The sequence below is a fragment of the Pseudomonas sp. 32_A genome, from assembly GCF_017490905.1.
In the GTDB taxonomy this organism is placed as follows: Bacteria; Pseudomonadota; Gammaproteobacteria; order Pseudomonadales; family Pseudomonadaceae; genus Aquipseudomonas; species Aquipseudomonas inefficax.
The window spans coordinates 1-19343 of record NZ_JAFGYI010000067.1 but is presented as its reverse complement, the minus strand read 5'-3'; the positions used below and the strand labels follow the sequence as shown (position 1 = coordinate 19343).

Genomic DNA, 19343 nt, shown 5'->3' with positions numbered 1-19343 from the left:
GGATGGCGACCATCAGCAGCTGATTGCCGAGGGTGGGTTGTATGCCAAGTTGTATGGGCACCTGCAGCAGAGCTGAATTTTTGGCAGCCTGTGCGGGCCCTATCGCCGGCAAGCCAGCTCCCACAGGTATCCCACAATGCTCAGGCCTGTGGTAATCCTGTGGGAGCTGGCTTGCCGGCGATAGGGCCGGGAAGGCCATGCAAAAATTCCCCAGTTCCCTGGCATAAAAAACCCAACCGCCGGTATGGCAAATGGCCTACGCTGTGCTTTGTCTGGGTTGATTTGCGCCTTATCTGCTCTGTGACAGGGACTCCATGAAGGGACATCGCACTCTAGAAGCGCCAAAGTTGCTCGGCATCACCTGGCCCTTCATCGCCGTTGTGGTCTTCCAGGTAGCCTTGGGCAGCCTCAGCCTTTATACGCTCTCGGCCGTGCGTGCCTATGTGGCGGGCGAGAGCCTTTGGTCCAAGGCGCAGAAAGACGCCATCTACTACCTCAACCTGTACGCCGAAACCCGCGACGACAGCACCTACCATCGCTATCGCCAGGCCATCACCGTGCCCCAGGGCGACCACCAACTGCGAGAGGTGCTCGACCAGCCCAGCCCCGACCTGGACGCCGCGCGCCAGGCCGTGCTGCAAGGCGGTAACCACCCCGACGATGTCGAGCGGATCATCTGGTTCTACCGCAACTTTCGCAACGTCAGCTACATGCAGACGGCTATCGACTACTGGGACATCGGCGACGACTACCTGGGCAAGCTGGATATGCTGGCCATGGAAATGCGCAGCAGCTTCGCCGCTGGCCCGGTCGACGCCCGCACCGTCAGCGACTGGAAGGCGCGCATCGTCACCATCAACGAAGGGGTAACCCCGGCCGCCAAGGCGTTCAGCGATGCCCTGGGCGAAGGCTCGCGCATGCTGCTGCGGGTGCTGCTGATCACCAACCTGCTGACCGCGATGTTCCTGATTGCCATTGCCTGGCGCCGCTCCAGCAAGCTGCTGGCCCAGCGCCAGGCCTTTGCCAGCGCCCTGCAGGAAGAAAAGGAACGGGCGCAGATTACCCTGCAGGCCATTGGCGATGCGGTGATTACCACCGATGTGGAGGGCAGTATCGGCTACCTGAACCCGGCCGCCGAGCATCTGACCCACTGGCAGGCCGGCCAAGCCCAGGGCCTGCCGCTGTCGGCGCTGTTCAGCTTGGTGGACGAGCAGGCCGAGGAGGACGGCCGCAGCCTGGTCGAGCAGGTACTCAGCGGCAGCCTCAAGGGTGGCGCCGAACATGCCAGGCTGATCCAGCGCCTGGACGGTAGCACCGTGTCGGTCAACCTGGTCGGCTCGCCGATCGTCAATGACGGCCAGGTCAGCGGCATCGTGCTGGTGCTGCACGACATGACCCAGGAGCGCCAGTACATCGCCAACCTGTCCTGGCAGGCGACCCACGACGCCCTGACCGGCCTGGCCAACCGCCGCGAGTTCGAATACCGCCTGGAGCAGGCGCTGAACGACCTGGCGCGTCAGCCCGGGCGGCATTCGCTGATGTTCCTCGACCTCGACCAGTTCAAGCTGGTCAACGATACCTGCGGGCATGCCGCCGGCGACGAGTTGCTGCGGCACATCTGCGCCGTGCTGCAGTCCGGCCTGCGTGAAGGCGACACCCTGGCCCGGCTGGGTGGGGACGAATTTGGCGTGCTGCTGGAAAACTGCCCGCCCGACCAGGCCGAGCGTATCGCCGAGCAGCTGCGCCAACTGGTGCAGAGCCTGCATTTCGTGTGGAAGGGGCGCCCGTTCGTTACCACCGTCAGCGTCGGCCTGGTGCACATGGCGCAGGCCCCAGGCACCCTCGAAACCTCGCTGCGCGCCGCCGACATGGCCTGCTACATGGCCAAGGAAAAGGGCCGCAACCGCGTGCAGGTGTACCACGCCGACGACAGCGAGCTGTCCATGCGCTTTGGCGAAATGGCCTGGATCCAGCGCTTGCACGTGGCCCTGGAAGAAAACCGCTTCTGCCTGTACGCCCAGGAAATCGCCCCGCTGAAAACCTTCGAAGGCCCCGGCCATATCGAGATCCTGCTGCGCCTGCACGACGAAAGCGGGCGGACCATCCTGCCCAGCAGCTTCATCCCGGCGGCCGAGCGCTACGGCCTGATGACCGCGCTGGACCGCTGGGTGGTGCGCAATGTGTTCCTGGTCATCCGCCAGTGCCTGGACGAAGGGCGCGAGGGGCCGTTGTCGATCTGTGCGATCAACCTTTCGGGGTCGAGTATTGGCGACGACAAGTTCCTCGAATACCTGCAACGCCTGTTCGTCGAATACGCCATCCCGCCGCGGATGATCTGTTTCGAAATCACCGAAACCAGCGCCATAGCCAACCTTGGCAGCGCCATTCGTTTCATCAACGAATTGAAGGGGCTGGGTTGTCGCTTCTCGCTCGATGATTTCTGCGCTGGCATGTCGTCGTTCGCCTATCTCAAGCATTTGCCCGTGGATTACCTGAAGATCGACGGGAGTTTCGTCAAGGACATGCTCGACGACCCGGTCAACCGGGCCATGGTCGAGGTCATCAACCACATCGGTCACGTAATGGGCAAGCGCACCATTGCCGAATTCGTCGAAACACCCTTGATCGAGCAGGCCTTGCAGGAAATTGGCGTGGATTACGCCCAGGGCTACCTCATCGAACGCCCTCAGGTGTTCACCTGTGACAGTCTGCAGCGCCAACGGATCGCCGCCCGGCCTCTGTTGCAGCGGGCGCCTGGCACGTTTCGCTAGCTAGAAATCACAAGGATCAAGGAGCTGAAAGTGATTGACGCATTCGTTCGTATCGGGCCGTTGATGGATCCCGCCAGCTACCCCCAATGGGCCCAGCAACTGATTGAAGACTGCCGCGAGAGCAAGCGCCGGGTCGTCGAGCACGAGTTCTACGCGCGCCTGCGCGATGGCCAGCTGAAGCAATCGACCATTCGCCAGTACCTGATCGGTGGCTGGCCGGTGGTGGAGCAGTTCTCGCTGTACATGGCCCACAACCTGACCAAGACCCGCTATGGCCGACACCAGGGCGAAGACATGGCGCGGCGCTGGCTGATGCGCAACATCCGTGTCGAGCTCAACCATGCCGACTACTGGGTGAACTGGTGCCAGGCGCATGGCGTGCACCTGCACGAGCTGCAGGCCCAGGATGTACCGCCAGAGCTGAACGGGTTGAATGACTGGTGCTGGCGCGTGTGCGCGACCGAGAACCTGGCCATTTCCATGGCGGCGACCAATTACGCCATCGAAGGTGCGACCGGTGAATGGTCGGCGGTGGTGTGTTCCACCGACACCTATGCGCTGGGCTTCCCGGAGGACCAGCGCAAGCGGGCGATGAAGTGGCTGAAGATGCATGCCCAGTATGACGACGCGCACCCGTGGGAGGCGCTGGAGATCATTTGCACCCTGGCTGGCGAGAACCCGACCCTGGGGCTGCGCAATGAACTGCGCAAGGCGATTTGCAAGAGCTATGACTGCATGTACCTGTTCCTGGAGCGGTGCATGCAGCTGGAAGGGCGCCAGCAGGGGCGCATGCGCCCGACGTTGGCCGCCGGCTGAGTGTTCGCCTGTCCCGGCCTCTTCGCGGGTGAACCCGCTCCCACAGGATAATCACCGCCCATGAGGGCAGTGCAGTACCTGTGGGAGCGGGTTCACCCGCGAAAGGGCCGGTACAGGCAAAAGTCTTACTGGGCGTTGAACGCCTGCCCATTCACCCCTTTGCTGTCCGGCCCCATCAGGTACAGGTACACCGGCATGATCTCTTCGGGCAGCGGGTTGTTCTGCGGGTTTTCGCTGGGGTAGGCCTGTGCCCGCATCGCCGTGCGCGTGGCGCCTGGGTTGATGCTGTTGGAACGCACCGGCGCCACGTCTTCCAGCTCATCGGCCAGGGTCTGCATCAGGCCCTCGGTGGCGAACTTGGACACGCCATAGGCGCCCCAGTAGGCCCGGCCCTTGCGCCCGACGCTGCTGCTGGTGAACACCACCGAAGCGTCTTCCGACAGCTTCAGCAGCGGCAGCAATGTGCTGGTGAGCATGAAGGTGGCATTGACGTTGATGTGCATCACGCGCATGAAGTTGTCACCCGACAGCTGCTCCAGCGGTGTGCGCGGGCCGATGATCGAAGCGTTGTTCAGCAGGCCGTCGAGGCGGCCGAACTGGTCCTCGATCATCACCGCCAGTTCGTCGTACTGGTGGGGCAGGGCGGTTTCCAGGTTGAACGGGATCACCACCGGTTGCGGGTGCCCGGCGGCTTCGATCTGGTCATAGACCTCGTTGAGGTTGGCCTCGGTCTTGCCCAGCAGCAGCACGGTGGCGCCCAGCGCAGCGTAGGCCTTGGCAGCAGCGGCGCCGATGCCGCGGCCGGCACCGGTAACCAGGATGACCCGGCCTTGCAGCAGGTCGGGGCGGGCGGTGTAGTCGAACATGGTAGGTCCTTCGAGTTCGTTGGCGCGGCACCGTCCCTTGTGGGAGCGGGTTCACCCGCGAATGCGTACGTTCAGGTGCCGATGTTGTCCGGGCTGACGCATTCGCGGGTGAACCCGCTCCCACAGGGGCTGTGCTGCGGTCTAGGCGGGGTTCAGCAGCCGCACAGCGCGCTGTCGATAACCTTGCGCAGTTCCAGTGGGTGGTCCACCACCACATCGGCACCCCAGTTGTTGGGGTTGTCCTCTGGATGAATATAGCCGTAGCGCACCGCCGCCGTGCGGGTGCCGGCGTCGCGGCCAGACTCGATGTCGCGCAGGTCGTCGCCGACGAACAGTACGCTGGCCGGGTCCAGGTCCAGGGTCTTGCAGGCGAGGATCAGCGGCTCGGGGTCGGGCTTGCTGTTTTTCACATGGTCCGGGCAGATCAGCAGCGCCGAACGCTCGGCCAGGCCCAGTTGCTGCATGATCGGCTCGGCGAAGCGCACCGGCTTGTTGGTGACCACGCCCCACAGCAGGTTGCCTTTCTCGATGTCGGCCAGCAGCTCGGCCATGCCGTCGAACAGCTTGCTGTGCACTGCACAGTCGCGCTGGTAGCGCTCGAGGAACTCCAGGCGCAGGGCCTCGAAGCCTTCGGCCTCCGGGCTCATGGCGAAGGTCGCGGCGACCATCGCCCGGGCACCGCCGGAGATCACATCACGGATCAGCTTGTCATCGACAGCCGGCAGGCCGCGCTCGGCAAGCATGGCCTGGCAGATGGCGATGAAGTCCGGCGCCGTGTCGAGCAAGGTGCCGTCCATGTCGAAGAGTACTGCTCGCAAACGCATGCTTATTCCTCGCGCAGGGTCTGGACCATGTAATTGACGTCAACGTCGCTGCTGAGCTTGTAGTGCTTGGTCAGCGGGTTGTAGGTCAGGCCGATGATGTCCTTCACCTGCAGGCCGGCAACGCGGCTCCAGGCGCCCAGCTCGGACGGGCGGATGAACTTCTTGAAGTCGTGGGTGCCGCGCGGCAGCATCTTCAGGATGTACTCGGCGCCGACGATGGCCAGCAGGTAGGCCTTGGGGTTGCGGTTGATGGTGGAGAAGAACACCTGGCCGCCAGGCTTGACCATGCGGTAGCAGGCGCGAATGACCGAAGACGGGTCGGGCACGTGCTCGAGCATTTCCAGGCAGGTGACCACGTCGAACTGTTCAGGCATTTCCTCGGCCAGGGCTTCGGCGGTGATCTGCCGGTACTCCACCTGCACGCCCGACTCCAGCTGGTGCAGCTGGGCCACGGCCAGTGGCGCCTCGCCCATGTCGATGCCGGTGACCGTGGCGCCGCGCAGGGCCATCGCTTCGCTGAGGATGCCGCCACCGCAACCCACATCCAGCACTTTCTTGCCGGCGAGGCTGGCGCGTTCGTCGATCCAGTTGACGCGCAGCGGGTTGATTTCGTGCAGCGGCTTGAACTCGCTTTCGCGGTCCCACCAGCGGTGGGCCAGCGCTTCGAACTTGGCGATTTCGGCGCGGTCGACGTTGCTCATTAGAACAGTCCTCTGAAACTTCGCAAAATTGCGCCGGAGTATACCCGAGCGCTCGGCCCCGAGGGTCGCTATAATCGCCGGCTTTTGATATCCGAACGACGGGGAGAGGCGATGCGCGAGCGACTTTTGGCGGCGGAGAAGGTGACCGGGATCCGCTGGCAGGGCGGCGTCCTGCACCTGCTCGACCAGCGCCTGCTGCCGTCGCAAGAGCACTGGCTGGCCTGCGACAATGTCGCGCAGGTGGCGGCGGCGATCCGCGACATGGCCGTGCGCGGCGCGTCGGCCATCGGCATTGCCGCGGCCTATGGCCTGGTGCTGGCCCTGGAAGAGCGGCTGGCCGAGGGTGGCGACTGGGAAATGGACCTGGAAGAAGACTTCCTTACCCTGGCTGAGGCGCGCCCTACCGCCGCCAACCTGTTCTGGGCGCTGAACCGCATGCGCGAGCGCCTGCAGCGGCTGCGCCCGGACGAAGACGTGCTGGCGGCGCTGGAGGCCGAAGCGCAGGCCATCCACGAAAGCGACCGCGAAGCCAACCTGACCATGGCCCAGCAGGGAATCGAACTGATCCGCCGCCACCAGGGCAACGCCCAGGCCCTGCTCACCTACGGCAACGCCGGTGCCCTGGCCTGTGGTGGCTTCGGCACCGCGCTGGGGGTGATCCGCGCCGGCTACCTGGAGGGCATGGTCGAGCGGGTATATGCCGGCGAGACCCGCCCTTGGCTGCATGGCTCGCGCCTGACCGCCTGGGAGCTGGCCAACGAGGGCATTCCAGTGACCCTGTGTGCCGATTCGGCGCTGGCCCACCTTATGAAAAGCAAGGGCATCACCTGGGTGGTGGTGGGTGCGGACTGCATCGCCGCCAACGGCGATGTGGCCAGCAAGATCGGTACCTACCAGCTGGCAGTCAGTGCCATGCACCACGGCGTACGTTTCATGGTGGTGGCGCCGAGCACCAGCATCGACCTGAACCTGGCCACTGGCGAGGACATTCCGCTGGAAGAGCGCGCTGCCGACGAGTTGCTGGACATTGCCGGTACCCGGGTGGCGCCGGATGTCGAGGTGTTCAATCCGGTGTTCGATGTGACCCCGGCCGACCTGATCGACGTGATCGTGACCGAGCGCGGCATCGTCGAGCGGCCTGATACGGCCAAGCTGGCGCAGTTGATCTGCCGCAAGCGCCTGCACTGATTTTTGCACTGCCTGTGCCGGCCTCTTCGCGGGTAAACCCGCTCCCACAGGGATAGCACAAGGCCTGAGGGCGGTGGTGTACCTGTGGGAGCGGGTTTACCCGCGAAGAGGCCGGCACAGGCTATAAAAAATCCAGATTTTCGCTCACGTGAGGCCACCTGCCACATCTCCCCACCTCCCATGCCTTTGTGATAACATCCGGCAGTTTCCAAGACCGCCCATCACGGCGGCCTTCATTGCGCAGATCCATGGCACAACTCATTGATTTGTCGTAAGTCGTCGCACCCTTATGCGCTGCGGCGGCGAGCTTCGTTCGGCCCTTGATGGAGCTGCGAAGTTTCACCAGAAAAAGGAATCAGGCTTCTCATGGGCGAACTGGCCAAAGAAATCCTCCCGGTCAATATCGAAGACGAACTGAGACAGTCTTACCTCGACTACGCGATGAGCGTGATTGTCGGGCGAGCGCTGCCCGATGCGCGTGACGGCTTGAAGCCCGTGCATCGTCGCGTTCTCTATGCGATGAGCGAACTGGGCAACGACTGGAACAAGCCGTACAAGAAATCCGCCCGTGTGGTCGGTGACGTGATCGGTAAGTACCACCCGCACGGCGACACCGCTGTCTACGACACCATCGTGCGTATGGCCCAGCCGTTCTCGCTGCGCTACCTGCTGGTCGACGGTCAGGGCAACTTCGGTTCGGTGGACGGCGACAACGCCGCAGCCATGCGATACACCGAAGTGCGCATGGCCAAGCTGGCCCACGAGCTGCTGGCCGACCTGCACAAAGAGACCGTCGACTGGGTGCCCAACTATGACGGCACCGAGCAGATCCCGGCGGTCATGCCGACCCGTATCCCCAACCTGCTGGTCAACGGTTCCAGCGGTATCGCCGTGGGCATGGCGACCAACATCCCGCCGCACAACCTCGGCGAGGTCATCGATGGCTGCCTGGCACTCATCGACAACCCCGAAGTCACCATCGATGAGCTGATGCAGCACATCCCTGGCCCGGACTTCCCGACTGCCGGCCTGATCAACGGCCGCCAGGGCATCATCGAGGCCTATCGTACCGGTCGTGGCCGCATCTACATGCGCGCCCGTTCCGAGATCGAAGACATCGACAAGGTCGGCGGCCGCCAGCAGATCGTGATCACCGAGCTGCCGTACCAGCTGAACAAGGCGCGCCTGATCGAGAAGATCGCCGAGCTGGTCAAAGAGAAGAAGATCGAAGGCATCACCGAGCTGCGCGACGAGTCCGACAAGGACGGCATGCGCATCGTCATCGAGCTGCGTCGCGGCGAGGTGCCGGAGGTGGTGCTGAACAACCTCTACCAGCAAACCCAGCTGCAGAGCGTATTCGGCATCAACGTGGTGGCCCTGGTCGACGGCCGTCCGCGCCTGCTCAACCTCAAGGACCTGCTCGAAGCGTTCGTGCGTCACCGCCGTGAAGTGGTGACCCGCCGTACCGTGTTCGAGCTGCGCAAGGCCCGCGAACGCGGCCACATCCTCGAAGGCCAGGCGGTCGCGCTGTCCAACATCGACCCGGTCATCGCCCTGATCAAGGCCTCGCCGACCCCGTCCGAAGCCAAGGAAGCCCTGATTTCCACCGCCTGGGAATCCAGTGCCGTGCAGGTCATGGTCGAGCGCGCCGGCGCCGATTCCTGCCGCCCTGAGGACCTGCCGGAGCAGTACGGCCTGCGTGAGGGCAAGTACTACCTGTCGCCGGAACAGGCCCAGGCCATTCTCGACCTGCGCCTGCACCGCCTGACCGGCCTGGAGCATGAAAAGCTGCTGGCCGAGTACCAGGAAATCCTCGAACAGATCGGCGAACTGATCCGCATCCTCAGCAGCGCCGAGCGCCTGATGGAAGTGATCCGCGAAGAGCTGGAAGCCATCCGCGCCGAATATGGCGATGCCCGCCGCACCGAAATCCTCGATGCGCGCCACGACCTCAACTACGGCGACATGATCCCGGAAGAAGAGCGCGTGGTGACCATCTCCCACGGCGGCTACGCCAAGACCCAGCCGCTGTCTGCCTACCAGGCCCAGCGCCGTGGCGGCAAAGGCAAGTCGGCTACCGGGGTGAAGGACGAGGACTACGTCGAGCACCTGCTGGTCGCCAACAGCCACGCCACCCTGCTGCTGTTCTCCAGCAAGGGCAAGGTGTACTGGCTGAAGACCTACGACATTCCCGAGGCGTCCCGTGCCGCACGCGGCCGGCCAATGGTCAACCTGCTGCCGCTGGAGGAGGGTGAGCGTATCACCGCCATGCTGCAGATCGACCTCGAGGCCCTGCAACAGAGCGCTGATGCCGACGAAGAGCTGGAGGATGCGGATGACACCGTGCTCGAAGGCGAAGTGGTCGAGGCCGAGGAAGTGGACGAGGAAGAGGGCGACACCCCTGAGTGGGTTGCCGAGCCGACTGGCGCCTACATCTTCATGGCCACCGCTTCGGGTACCGTGAAGAAGACCCCGCTGGTGCAGTTCGCCCGTCCGCGCTCCAACGGCCTGATCGCCCTGAAGCTGAAGGAAGGTGACACCCTGATCGCCGCGGCCATCACCGACGGTGCCAAGGAAGTCATGATGTTCTCCGACGCCGGCAAGGTGATCCGCTTCGCTGAAAGCGTGGTCCGCGAGATGGGCCGTAACGCCCGTGGCGTGCGCGGCATGAAGCTGGGCAAGGGCCAGCAGATCATCTCCATGTTGATTCCGGAATCCGGCGCGCAGATCCTCACCGCCTCCGAGCGTGGCTTCGGCAAGCGCACACCGCTGTCCAAGTTCCCGCGTCGCGGCCGTGGTGGCCAGGGCGTGATCGCCATGGGCACCAAGGGGCGCAACGGCCTGCTGATCGGCGCCATCCAGGTGCAGGAAGGCGAAGAGATCATGCTGATCTCCGACCAGGGCACGCTGGTGCGTACCCGCGTTGGCGAAGTGTCCAGCCTGGGCCGCAACACCCAGGGCGTGACCTTGATCAAGCTGGCTGCCGACGAGACGCTGGTGGGCCTGGAGCGTATCCAGGAGCCTTCCGAGGACGAGCTCGATGAGGTGATCGAGACGGACGAAGAGGGTGTCGAGGCTGAAGCGCCAGACAACGAAGAAGCTGCTGGCGCCGAAGAGGCCCAGCAGGAGTAAGCAAGCGTAAAACCCGAACGGGGCGACCAAGGTCGCCCCGTTTGACTGATCAGGCCAGGCAATGCTCTCGAGGGTGATGCATTGCCCTGTGGGAGCGGGTTTACCCGCGAAGAAGGCACCGCGGTGGATGGCAAGGGCTTCGCCCTTGTTCGCGGGTGAACCCGCTCCCACAGTGTTCCTGGCAGCATTGAAGATTGACGATTTGTACCATTTGGCAGAGCGAGAGTGGATGTGAGCAAACGAGCCTTTAACTTCTGCGCAGGCCCTGCCGCGCTTCCTGACGCTGTCCTGCAGCGCGCCCAGGCCGAGATGCTGGATTGGCATGGCAAGGGCTTGTCGGTGATGGAAATGAGCCATCGCAGCGACGATTACGTGGCCATCGCCGAAAAGGCCGAGCAGGACCTGCGTGACCTGCTGTCCGTCCCCTCAAACTACAAGGTGCTGTTCCTGCAGGGCGGCGCCAGCCAGCAGTTCGCCGAAATCCCGCTGAACCTGCTGCCGGAAAACGGCACCGCCGACTACATCGAGACCGGCATCTGGTCGAAGAAGGCCATCGAGGAAGCGCGCCGCTTCGGCAACGTCAACGTCGCCGCCAGCGCCAAGCCCTACGACTACCTGGCCATCCCTGGCCAGAACGAGTGGAAGCTGACCAGCAACGCTGCCTACGTGCACTATGCGTCCAACGAGACCATCGGTGGCCTGCAGTTCGACTGGGTGCCAGAAACCGGTGACGTGCCACTGGTGGTCGACATGTCGTCCGACATCCTCTCGCGCCCCATCGACGTGTCGCAGTACGGCCTGATCTACGCCGGCGCGCAGAAGAACATCGGCCCGAGCGGCCTGGTAGTGGTGATCGTGCGCGAAGACCTGCTGGGCCGCGCCCGCAGCAGCTGCCCGACCATGCTCGACTACAAGGTTTCGGCCGACAACGGCTCGATGTACAACACCCCGGCCACCTACTCCTGGTACCTCTCGGGTCTGGTGTTCGAATGGCTGAAAGAGCAGGGTGGCGTCGATGCCATGGAGCAGCGCAACCGCGCCAAGAAAGACCGCCTGTACGGCTTCATCGACAGCAGCGAGTTCTACACCAACCCGATCAGCCACAACGCCCGTTCGTGGATGAACGTGCCGTTCCGCCTGGCTGACGAACGCCTGGACAAGGCCTTCCTCGCCGGCGCCGATGCCCGTGGCCTGCTCAACCTCAAGGGCCACCGTTCGGTAGGCGGCATGCGCGCCTCCATCTACAACGCCCTGGGCCTTGAAGCAGTCGAAGCCCTGGTGGCCTACATGGCCGAATTCGAGAAGGAGCACGGCTGATGTCCGAGCACGAACTGAAGGCGCTGCGCGTTCGCATCGACAGCCTCGACGAAAAGATCCTCGAGCTGATCAGCGAGCGCGCCCGTTGCGCCCAGGAAGTGGCCAAGGTCAAGACCGCCTCGCTGGCGGAAGGCGAAAAGCCGGTGTTCTACCGCCCCGAGCGTGAAGCCGCCGTGCTCAAGCGCGTGATGGAGCGCAACAAGGGCCCGCTGGACAACGAAGAGATGGCGCGGCTGTTCCGCGAAATCATGTCGTCGTGCCTGGCCCTGGAAGAACCGCTGAAAATCGCCTACCTCGGCCCTGAAGGCACCTTCACCCAGGCTGCGGCCATGAAGCACTTCGGCCACGCGGTGGTCAGCCGGCCGATGGCAGCCATCGACGAAGTGTTCCGCGAAGTGGCGGCCGGTGCCGTCAACTTCGGTGTGGTGCCGGTGGAAAACTCCACCGAAGGCGCGGTCAGCCACACCCTGGACAGCTTCCTCGAGCACGACATGGTGATTTGCGGCGAGGTCGAGCTGCGCATCCACCACCATCTGCTGGTGGGCGAGAACACCAAGACCGACAGCATCACCCGCATCTACTCTCACGCCCAGTCGCTGGCCCAGTGCCGCAAGTGGCTGGACGCGCACTACCCGAACGTGGAGCGCGTGGCCGTGTCGAGCAATGCCGAGGCGGCCAAGCGGGTCAAGGGCGAGTGGAATTCGGCGGCGATCGCCGGCGACATGGCGGCCAACCTGTACGGTTTGACCCGCCTGGCCGAAAAGATCGAAGACCGCCCGGACAACTCCACGCGCTTCCTGATGATCGGCAACCAGGAAGTACCGCCGACCGGCGACGACAAGACCTCGATCATCGTTTCGATGAGCAACAAGCCGGGTGCCTTGCACGAGCTGCTGGTACCGTTCCACCAGAACGGCATCGACCTGACCCGCATCGAGACCCGCCCGTCGCGCAGCGGCAAGTGGACCTACGTGTTCTTCATCGACTTCGTTGGCCATCACCGCGACCCGCTGATCAAGGCGGTGCTCGAGCAGATCAGCCAGGAGGCTGTGGCGCTGAAGGTGCTGGGCTCTTATCCAAAGGCGGTGCTTTGATTTGAGAGGGTTGGGGCCGCTTCGCGCCCCATCGCGACACAAGGCCGCTCCTACAGATACCGCGCAAGCCATGAGGTTTGTGCAGTCCCTGTGGAAGCTGGCTTGCCGGCGATGGGCTGCAAAGCAGCCCCAATGGCCCTCACAGGCCGCCTAGATTTCTGAACAGGGTTCGCACCAGTGGTAAAAGCAGTAACAACCAAACCCGCGCCAATCATCAACCGCCTGGTCGTGGTCGGCCTCGGCCTGATCGGTGGCTCGTTCGCCAAGGGCCTGCGTGAAAGCGGCCTATGCCGCGAAGTGGTCGGTGTCGACCTGGACGCCCCCTCGCGCAAGCAGGCCGTGGCCCTGGGCGTGGTCGATCGCTGCGAGGAAGACCTTGCCGCCGCCTGTGTCGGTGCCGATGTCATCCAGTTGGCCGTGCCGATCCTGGCCATGGAAAAGGTCCTGGCCCGCCTGGCTCAACTCGACCTCGGCGATGCCATCATTACCGATGTCGGCAGTGCCAAGGGCAACGTCGTCCGTGAGGCGCGAGCCGTCTTCGGTGCCCGCCTGTCGCGCTTCGTCCCCGGCCACCCCATCGCCGGCTCCGAGCAGAGCGGGGTAGAGGCCTCCAACGCCACCCTGTTCCGCCGGCACAAGGTCATTCTCACGCCGCTGGCCGAAACCGACCCGGCCGCCCTGGCCCTGGTCGACCGCCTGTGGCGCACGCTGGACGCCGATGTGGAGCACATGTCGGTCGAACGCCACGACGAAGTGCTTGCTGCCACCAGCCACCTGCCGCACCTGCTGGCCTTCGGCCTGGTCGATTCACTGGCCAAGCGCAATGAAAACCTCGAGATCTTCCGGTACGCTGCGGGAGGCTTCCGCGATTTCACGAGAATCGCTGGCAGCGACCCGACCATGTGGCACGACATCTTTCTCGCCAACCGCGACGCTGTCCTGCGCACGCTTGATACATATCGCAGCGATCTCGACGCCTTGCGCGACGCGATCGCTGAAGGGGACGGGCACCAGCTGCTGGGTGTATTCACCCGCGCACGCGTTGCCCGCGAGCATTTCAGTAAAATCCTGGCCCGCCGGGCCTATGTGGACGCTATGAACGCCAACGATCTGATTTTCCTGGCCCAACCGGGTGGCCGCCTGTCCGGGCGGATCCGCGTACCGGGCGACAAGTCGATTTCCCACCGCTCGATCATGCTCGGCTCGCTGGCCGAAGGCACCACCGAGGTCGAAGGTTTCCTCGAAGGTGAGGACGCGCTGGCGACCCTGCAGGCATTCCGTGACATGGGTGTGGTCATCGAAGGCCCCAACCACGGCCGCGTGACCATTCACGGCGTTGGCCTGCACGGCCTCAAGCCGCCACCCGGGCCGCTTTACGTGGGCAACTCGGGTACCTCGATGCGCCTGCTGTCTGGCCTGCTGGCCGGCCAGCCGTTCGATGTGACCATGACCGGCGACGCTTCGCTGTCCAAGCGCCCGATGAACCGTGTGGCCAACCCGCTGCGCGAAATGGGTGCCGTGGTCGAGACCGGCCCTGAAGGCCGCCCGCCGCTGACCATTCGCGGTGGCCACAAGCTCAAGGCGCTGACCTACACGCTGCCGATGGCCAGTGCCCAGGTCAAATCCTGCCTGCTGCTGGCCGGCCTGTACGCAGAAGGCAAGACCACCGTCACCGAGCCTGCGCCAACCCGTGACCACACCGAGCGCATGCTGCGCGGCTTCGGCTACAGCGTCGACAGCAACGGCCCGGTGGCCTCGCTGCAGTCCGGCGGCAAGCTCACTGCCACCCGTATCGAAGTACCGGCCGACATTTCCTCGGCGGCGTTCTTCCTGGTGGCGGCGTCCATCGCCGAAGGCTCGGAGCTTGTGCTGGAGCACGTTGGCATCAACCCCACCCGTACCGGCGTGATCGACATCCTGCGCCTGATGGGCGGTGACATCACCCTGGAAAACCAGCGTGAAGTCGGTGGCGAGCCGGTGGCCGACTTGCGCGTGCGCGGTGCCAGGCTGAAAGGCATCGACATCCCTGAAGAGCTGGTGCCACTGGCGATCGACGAGTTCCCGGTGCTGTTCGTCGCCGCTGCCTGCGCCGAAGGGCGTACCGTGCTGCGGGGTGCCGAAGAGCTGCGGGTGAAGGAATCCGACCGTATCCAGGTCATGGCCGACGGCCTGATCACCCTGGGCATCAAGTGCGAGCCGACCCCGGACGGCATCATCATCGACGGCGGCCAGTTGGGCGGCGGCGAAGTGCATGGCCACGGTGACCACCGTATCGCCATGGCCTTCAGTGTTGCCTCGCTGCGCGCCAGTGCGCCGATCCGCATCCACGATTGCGCCAACGTCGCCACCTCGTTCCCCAACTTCCTGGCGCTGTGCGCCGAAGTGGGCATCCGCGTGGCGGAAGAGGGCAAGTCGTGAGTGCCCTGGCGCCGGTCATCACCATCGACGGGCCAAGCGGTTCGGGGAAGGGCACGGTTGCCGGGCTGCTGGCCCGCGAGCTGGGCTGGAGGCTGCTGGACTCTGGCGCGCTGTACCGTTTGCTGGCGTTCAATGCCAGCAACCACGGCGTCGACCTCACCAACGAAGAGCTGCTGACCAAGCTTGCCGCCCATCTGGATGTGCAGTTCGTCGCCGCCGAGCCCGGTAAGCTGCAACAGATCATCCTCGAGGGTGAGGACGTCAGCAACGTCATCCGCACCGAAACCGTCGGTGCCGGTGCCTCGATGGTCGCTTCGCTGCCGGCCGTGCGTGATGCGCTGCTGGTGCGCCAGCGCGAATTCCGCGAGGCGCCGGGCCTGATTGCCGACGGTCGCGACATGGGTACCGTGGTGTTCCCGGACGCGCCGTTGAAGATCTTCCTCACCGCCAGTGCGGAGGAGCGGGCACGTCGCCGCTACCTGCAGTTGAAGGGCAAGGGTGAAGATGTTAGTCTGTCGAGTCTGCTGGATGAGATTCGTGCGCGTGATGAGCGCGACACCCAACGTGCAGTGGCCCCGCTGAAGCCAGCGGTCGATGCCATTCAGTTGGACTCTACCGAGTTGTCCATCGAGCAGGTGTTGCAACGTATCAGGAGCGAGATCGCGCTACGCGACCTTCTCTGATAGCCAGGAAAGCAGGCAGGGGCACCAGTCAACGTCCTGCCGGCTTTCCTTTACTTAAAACAAACCCACATTGTCTGGAATGTGGCGATGGGCGTCTGTTTCGCCCGAATCTACAGGAATTAAAATGAGCGAAAGCTTTGCAGAACTCTTTGAAGAAAGCCTGAAAACCCTCAATCTTCAGCCGGGTGCGATCATCACCGGTATCGTTGTCGACATCGACGGCGACTGGGTTACCGTACACGCTGGCCTGAAGTCCGAGGGCGTCATCCCGCTCGAGCAGTTCTACAACGAAGCTGGCGAGCTGACCATCAAGGTCGGTGACGAAGTTCACGTTGCGCTGGACGCGGTCGAAGACGGCTTTGGCGAAACCAAGCTGTCCCGTGAAAAAGCCAAGCGCGCCGAGTGCTGGATTGTTCTGGAAGCAGCTTTCGCCGCCGAAGAAGTGGTCAAGGGCGTTATCAACGGTAAGGTTAAGGGCGGCTTCACTGTCGACGTTAACGGCATCCGTGCGTTCCTGCCGGGCTCCCTGGTTGATGTCCGCCCTGTGCGCGACACCACCCACCTGGAAGGCAAAGAGCTGGAATTCAAGGTCATCAAGCTGGACCAGAAGCGCAACAACGTTGTCGTTTCCCGTCGCAGCGTGCTGGAAGCCGAGAACAGCGCCGAGCGCGAAGCCCTGCTGGAAACCCTGCAGGAAGGCCAACAAGTCAAGGGTATCGTCAAGAACCTCACCGACTACGGCGCCTTCGTGGACCTGGGCGGTATCGACGGCCTGCTGCACATCACCGACATGGCCTGGAAGCGCATCAAGCACCCATCGGAAATCGTTAACGTTGGCGACGAAGTCGACGTACGCGTTCTGAAGTTCGACCGCGAGCGCAACCGCGTTTCGCTGGGTCTGAAGCAGATGGGCGAAGATCCGTGGGTAGCTATCACTGCCCGTTACCCAGAAGGTACTCGCGTACAAGCTCGCGTTACCAACCTGACCGACTACGGCTGCTTCGCTGAGCTGGAAGAAGGCGTTGAAGGTCTGGTACACGTTTCCGAAATGGACTGGACCAACAAGAACATCCACCCGTCGAAAGTCGTTCAGGTTGGCGACGAAGTGGAAGTCATGGTTCTGGACATCGACGAAGAGCGTCGTCGTATCTCCCTGGGCATCAAGCAGTGCAAGTCCAACCCATGGGAAGACTTCTCCGGCCAGTTCAACAAGGGTGACAAGATCACCGGTACCATCAAGTCGATCACCGACTTCGGTATCTTCATCGGCCTGGACGGCGGCATCGACGGTCTGGTTCACCTGTCCGACATCTCCTGGAACGAAACCGGCGAAGAAGCCGTACGTCGTTTCAAGAAGGGCGACGAGCTGGAAACCGTCATCCTGTCGGTCGACCCAGAGCGCGAGCGCATCTCCCTGGGCATCAAGCAGCTGGAAGACGATCCGTTCTCCAACTTCGTTGCTGTCAATGACAAGGGCGCTATCGTCAAGGGCATCGTGAAAGAAGTTGACGCCAAAGGCGCCATCGTCACCCTGGCCGACGACATCGAAGCTACTCTGAAAGCTTCCGAAATCAGCCGTGACCGCGTTGAAGACGCGCGTAACGTTCTGAAGGAAGGCGAAGAGATCGAAGCCAAGATCATCAGCGTTGACCGCAAGTCCCGCGTTATCAGCCTGTCCATCAAGTCGAAGGACGATGCTGAAGAGCGCGAAGCCATCCAGAGCCTGAAAAACGCTCCGGAAGCGGCTGCCGACACCACCATGGCTGCGCTGCTGCGCGAAGCAATGGCCAAGCAGAACTGAGTTCTGTTTGATCGGTAAAAAAAAGGCGACCTTCGGGTCGCCTTTTTTTTATGCTGAAAGAAGGCCATGTCGGGGGATTGTGCGATGTTGATGTTTGGCGACGTCATGGAAAATCGCGGGCGCGATAACAATTTCCTGATCATCAGGCTGCTGGCGGCAACTGCCGTAGTGGTGGGGCATTCCTTTGCGTTGTCCTATCTGGAGTGCCTGAGTTGTACCGACCCTGGGTTGCAGTTGGGTATGCCGGTGCCCGTTCATAGCCTGGGCGTGGAAGTATTCTTCATGGTCAGCGGTTTGTTGATCGCTGCCAGTGGTGAAAAGAATAGCGCCCGGGATTTCTACCTGGCCCGCGCATTGCGGATCTTGCCTGGCTTGCTCGTGTGCCTGCTGCTGATGGCCTTTGTGCTAGGGCCCGTCATTACCTCGCTGCCGCTGACCGAATATTTTTCCCAGCGTCAGGTTTACAGGTACGTCTATAGCCCATTGCTGGTTTTCAAGGATGCCCAGTTCCTCTTGCCTGGGGTGAGCTTTACCCCGCGGCCCTATGGGGATTCGGTCAATGGCAGCTTGTGGACCATCCCATTGGAAATGCGCATGTACGTGGTGCTGTGGCTATTGGTGCTGGTGGCCAAGGTATGCCGGTGGCCGATGATGGGGTTGACGCTTGCCGCGTTGGTTATTGCACTGGGGCTGCATACCCTGCATCCAGCCTTTGCGGAGTACCCGTTCAAGCTGGTGGTGTGCTTCCTGGCCGGGGCGGTGTTCTATTCGTACCGGGCGGTGATCCCGTATACCGGCTGGCTGTTGTTTGCCTGTGTTGCGTTGTTCGTGTTGGCCAAGGGTGGGCGCCTTGAGGTTTTTGCGTTTGCCGTTCTGACGATGTACGGCACGTTGTACGTAGCTTATTGCCCGCAGTTGAAGCTTCCTTCGTTTGTGGAGGATTACTCGTACGGTATCTACCTGTATGCATTTCCGATCCAGCAAGTGTTGGCGGCTGCGATGCCGTGGGCCGGGCCTTACTGGCTGATGTTGGCTGCCGTACCGGCATCCTGGTTGGCGGGGTATGTGTCGTGGCAGTTGGTAGAGAAGCCTGCCTTGGCGATGCGCAAGCGCTTTTCCCGAGCGGGTTCCCGGCAGCAGTTGGCATAGGCGCCTGGCCCCCAACAGCTGGCGTGGCCACTTTCACCCAGAAGGTGGCGCAGCCTTCAAGACATGTCGGCGCGATCCCTCTGTGGGAGCGGGTTCACCCGCGAACACCGGCGTAGCCGGTGCCATGCATCGCGTCGCCTGCTTCGCGGGCGCGCCCGCTCCCACAGAAGATGGTGTAGCCTTCAATGCATGTGCTGCCTCAGTGGTATAGCGGTGTGCCCAACTCTCCAGAAACTCGCGCGATCCCCTGTGGGAGCGGGCATGCCCGCGAAGCAGGCGACGCGATGCATGGCACCGGCTGCGCCGGTGTTCGCGGGTGAACCCGCTCCCACATGGTCTGTGCCGGTCGCCAGTATTTGCACGGTTCTCTTGTAAACGGTCTTGTGTCGCGAAAAGCCTGCTTCCCAACAGGTCGGTACCTGGCTTGAAAGCAGGCAGCATCTGTGCAAGGGCAGCGACCCAGGCCAGATTTGCAAAAGCCTGCACGCTCCCTGTGGGAGCAGGCCCGCATACCAGAAGGTAAGCATTGAATTCGCAAGCGGCCCACGTACCCTGTGGGAGCGGCTTTAGCCGCGAAGAATCC

At 63.1% G+C, this 19343-nt stretch carries 13 protein-coding genes; 10 read left to right on the top strand and 3 right to left on the bottom strand.

Annotated elements, in window-relative coordinates; genetic code table 11:
* The first annotated feature begins 314 nt into the window (after positions 1-314).
* Both J5M58_RS25070 and J5M58_RS25065 read left to right on the top strand, forming a co-directional pair.
* On the top strand, positions 315-2771 hold the full coding sequence (locus tag J5M58_RS25070; protein ID WP_112249317.1) for an EAL domain-containing protein: 2457 nt from the start codon (positions 315-317) through the stop codon (positions 2769-2771).
* Positions 2772-2801: 30 nt separating this feature from the next.
* Positions 2802-3587, top strand: coding sequence for a TenA family transcriptional regulator (locus tag J5M58_RS25065; protein WP_112249316.1), 786 nt, complete (start codon positions 2802-2804; stop codon positions 3585-3587).
* A 125-nt stretch (positions 3588-3712) separates the two neighbouring features.
* Here the strand turns inward: J5M58_RS25065 and J5M58_RS25060 are convergent, their stop codons facing one another.
* The 3 genes from J5M58_RS25060 to ubiG form a co-directional block, all read right to left on the bottom strand.
* Positions 3713-4453 carry a YciK family oxidoreductase gene (locus tag J5M58_RS25060; protein WP_207880004.1) on the bottom strand — a complete coding sequence of 247 codons (741 nt, stop codon included), beginning with the start codon at positions 4451-4453 and terminating at the stop codon, positions 3713-3715.
* A gap of 152 nt (positions 4454-4605) precedes the next feature.
* Positions 4606-5277: an N-acetylmuramic acid 6-phosphate phosphatase MupP gene (gene mupP, locus J5M58_RS25055; RefSeq protein ID WP_112249314.1), complete on the bottom strand. Its 672-nt coding sequence runs from the start codon at positions 5275-5277 to the stop codon at positions 4606-4608.
* A 2-nt stretch (positions 5278-5279) separates the two neighbouring features.
* Positions 5280-5978, bottom strand: a complete 699-nt coding sequence (ubiG, locus tag J5M58_RS25050; RefSeq protein WP_112249313.1) for a bifunctional 2-polyprenyl-6-hydroxyphenol methylase/3-demethylubiquinol 3-O-methyltransferase UbiG — start codon at positions 5976-5978, stop codon at positions 5280-5282.
* A gap of 111 nt (positions 5979-6089) precedes the next feature.
* Between ubiG and mtnA the strand changes: the two genes are divergently transcribed.
* From mtnA to J5M58_RS25010, 8 genes are all read left to right on the top strand, one after another.
* Entirely contained in the window at positions 6090-7166 is a 1077-nt protein-coding gene (gene mtnA / locus J5M58_RS25045; RefSeq protein WP_112249312.1) for an S-methyl-5-thioribose-1-phosphate isomerase, read from the top strand.
* Positions 7167-7532: 366 nt separating this feature from the next.
* Positions 7533-10298 (top strand): DNA gyrase subunit A, encoded by a 2766-nt coding sequence (gyrA, locus tag J5M58_RS25040; protein ID WP_207880002.1) that lies wholly within the window; start codon positions 7533-7535, stop codon positions 10296-10298.
* 231 nt (positions 10299-10529) lie between these two features.
* Positions 10530-11615, top strand: coding sequence for a 3-phosphoserine/phosphohydroxythreonine transaminase (serC, locus tag J5M58_RS25035; RefSeq protein WP_112249369.1), 1086 nt, complete (start codon positions 10530-10532; stop codon positions 11613-11615).
* Positions 11615-12709, top strand: coding sequence for a prephenate dehydratase (pheA, locus tag J5M58_RS25030; RefSeq protein WP_112249310.1), 1095 nt, complete (start codon positions 11615-11617; stop codon positions 12707-12709). The genes serC and pheA overlap by 1 nt, the downstream gene beginning before the upstream one ends.
* Positions 12710-12919: 210 nt before the next feature.
* Positions 12920-15127, top strand: coding sequence for a bifunctional prephenate dehydrogenase/3-phosphoshikimate 1-carboxyvinyltransferase (locus J5M58_RS25025; protein WP_258392777.1), 2208 nt, complete (start codon positions 12920-12922; stop codon positions 15125-15127).
* On the top strand, positions 15124-15810 hold the full coding sequence (gene cmk / locus J5M58_RS25020; protein WP_112249308.1) for a (d)CMP kinase: 687 nt from the start codon (positions 15124-15126) through the stop codon (positions 15808-15810). Before J5M58_RS25025 ends, cmk begins: the two co-directional genes overlap by 4 nt.
* 124 nt (positions 15811-15934) lie before the next feature.
* Positions 15935-17611, top strand: a complete 1677-nt coding sequence (rpsA, locus tag J5M58_RS25015) for a 30S ribosomal protein S1 (RefSeq protein WP_003252673.1) — start codon at positions 15935-15937, stop codon at positions 17609-17611.
* Between the two features lie 84 nt (positions 17612-17695).
* Positions 17696-18760: an acyltransferase gene (locus J5M58_RS25010; RefSeq protein ID WP_207880000.1), complete on the top strand. Its 1065-nt coding sequence runs from the start codon at positions 17696-17698 to the stop codon at positions 18758-18760.
* The last annotated feature ends 583 nt before the right edge of the window (positions 18761-19343 follow it).

What these genes read in the sequence shown, in the direction of transcription:
- J5M58_RS25070 (WP_112249317.1), top strand. Translation starts at nt 315, where the DNA reads ATGAAGGGACATCGCACTCTAGAAGCGCCAAAGTTGCTCGGCATCACC.
- J5M58_RS25060 (WP_207880004.1), bottom strand. Translation starts at nt 4,453, where the DNA reads ATGTTCGACTACACCGCCCGCCCCGACCTGCTGCAAGGCCGGGTCATC.
- mupP (WP_112249314.1), bottom strand. Translation starts at nt 5,277, where the DNA reads ATGCGTTTGCGAGCAGTACTCTTCGACATGGACGGCACCTTGCTCGAC.
- ubiG (WP_112249313.1), bottom strand. Translation starts at nt 5,978, where the DNA reads ATGAGCAACGTCGACCGCGCCGAAATCGCCAAGTTCGAAGCGCTGGCC.
- mtnA (WP_112249312.1), top strand. Translation starts at nt 6,090, where the DNA reads ATGCGCGAGCGACTTTTGGCGGCGGAGAAGGTGACCGGGATCCGCTGG.
- gyrA (WP_207880002.1), top strand. Translation starts at nt 7,533, where the DNA reads ATGGGCGAACTGGCCAAAGAAATCCTCCCGGTCAATATCGAAGACGAA.
- pheA (WP_112249310.1), top strand. Translation starts at nt 11,615, where the DNA reads ATGTCCGAGCACGAACTGAAGGCGCTGCGCGTTCGCATCGACAGCCTC.
- rpsA (WP_003252673.1), top strand. Translation starts at nt 15,935, where the DNA reads ATGAGCGAAAGCTTTGCAGAACTCTTTGAAGAAAGCCTGAAAACCCTC.
- J5M58_RS25010 (WP_207880000.1), top strand. Translation starts at nt 17,696, where the DNA reads ATGTTGATGTTTGGCGACGTCATGGAAAATCGCGGGCGCGATAACAAT.